1 protein-coding gene is annotated in these 1,795 nt (G+C 73.4%); it reads right to left on the bottom strand.

The window, feature by feature from the left end; all coding sequences use genetic code 11:
* Window positions 1-42: 42 nt before the first annotated feature.
* The coding region (locus SACSA_RS23235) for a DUF6541 family protein (RefSeq protein WP_198009081.1) at window positions 43-1,795 on the bottom strand (1,753 nt) is incomplete at its 5' end.

Raw genomic sequence — 1,795 nt, 5'->3', positions numbered from 1 at the left:
CGGACCGGGCGCCGCGCCACGGCAGGCGCGGGCAGGGGCCGGTCACGGCAACCCGCGGAGGGCGGCGTGGTCGAGGCGGTAGACGGTGACGTGGTCGGCGGTGAAGGCGCGTGTCAGTCCCGGCAATCCGTCGAGGTCGGTCAGGCCCGGCGCGAGCGAGTACTGGCTCTGCCCGTGCCAGGCCGACGCCACCGCACCGATCAGCGGGGCGTGCTCGTCGACGTAGACCCAGCGGACGTTGTCCTCGAGCAGGATCGACCGCACCCGCGCGTTCGTCGGGTACTCGCGGAAGCGCGCGAGCAGCTCGATGGCCCGGGGCTGACGCGAGGTCCCGGACGAGACCACGTTGAGGATCGGCAGCTCGTAGCGCACGTAGGCCATCGTCGAGCCGTCGTTGGCGTTGTTGAGGATTCGTTCCCCCGGCGCCACGCGGCCGTCGAGCCACTCCATCGCCGCCGCGTCCGCCGCGTCGTAGCGGACGAACTCGGGGTCGCGGTAGCGCTGCGTCAAGGCGTGTGCGTTGGTGGCGGCATGACCGAGCAGCGACGTGAGCACCACGGTCAGCAGCACGGCCGCCACCACCACGGTGACGGTGATCGGGTGGGTGAGCACGGCGAGCCGTCCGCCGCGCCGGAAGGCCACCAGTGCCGACGCGGTGAGCACGACGGCGCCCGCGGCCAGCACGGGCACGAGCAGGTTCACGTGCGCCTGCACCCGGACGAAGGAGTTGTAGAAGGCGCCCGCCACCGTCGCGCCGAACCCCGAGCCGGGCAGGAGCTGGAACGTCAGCGACACGGCCACCCAGAACAGGTACGCCGTCAACAGCGGCCACCCCCGGCCGAACACGACCACCGCGAGTACGCCGACGAGGGCGAAGACTCCGAGCGAGAGCTGCGTGAGCTCGCCGGACGGGTCGAAGTAGCCGAGATGCGGCAGCAGGACCGCGTTGCGCAGCGCCTCACCGAACGGGGTCGCCTCGATCGTCGCCGGCGCGGCGCTCACCGACCCCTCGCGGCTCAATCCCTGCCACAGCACCGGCAGGGCGGCCACCAGCGCCACCGCGCCCACCACGAGCACCGGGGGCAGCGAGGCTCGCCACCGGGCCCGGCCGGACGCGGTGCACAGCAGACCGGCCCAGGCCGCCAGCAGGGTCAGTGCCGCCGACACGGCCACGCTCGGGTGGAGCGACAGCACTCCGGCGCAGGCGAGGCCGAGTGCGGCGGCCACGTGCCACTGCCGCCTGCCGATGATCAGCAGCACGGCCACCAGCCCGGGCACCAGCAGCAGCGCGGCGGCGTTCGGCAGCACCCCACCGTCGTGGGCGAAGGAGATGACCGGCCGGTAGACCACCGCCGCCAGCAGCGCCGCGACGCCACCAGCCAGTTCGGTCCAGCCCCGGCCCAGCCCGGCCAGCCGCATGCCCACCGCAGCCAGTGCCGCGACCGACAGCGGCCACGCGACGGCGGCCAGCACGACCGTGACGACGTTGAGCGCGGTCATCGGGTCCCCGACGGCTTCCGCGACCAGGGCGGCCAGCCGGGGCAGGCCGGACGGGTAATACACGACCGCGTCGCCGTCGACGACGTCGAGGGGCCGCATCTGCCATGGGGCCGCGTTGCCGCTGTAGCGGATGTAGGCGGTGATCACGCTGTGCGTGATGGGGTCGTGCTCCTGGGTCGGTGTCGACCACGTGCCGAGCCCGTGCCACCAGGTGAGCCAGGCGAGCACGACACCACCAAGCCCGCTGGACACGCCCAGCACCCGCGCGGACAGCAGTCCCCGGCCGGTCAGTACC

It is taken from the genome of Saccharomonospora saliphila YIM 90502 (assembly GCF_000383795.1).
Classification (GTDB): Bacteria; Actinomycetota; Actinomycetes; order Mycobacteriales; family Pseudonocardiaceae; genus Saccharomonospora; species Saccharomonospora saliphila.
This window is presented reverse-complemented; position numbering and strand designations above follow the sequence as displayed.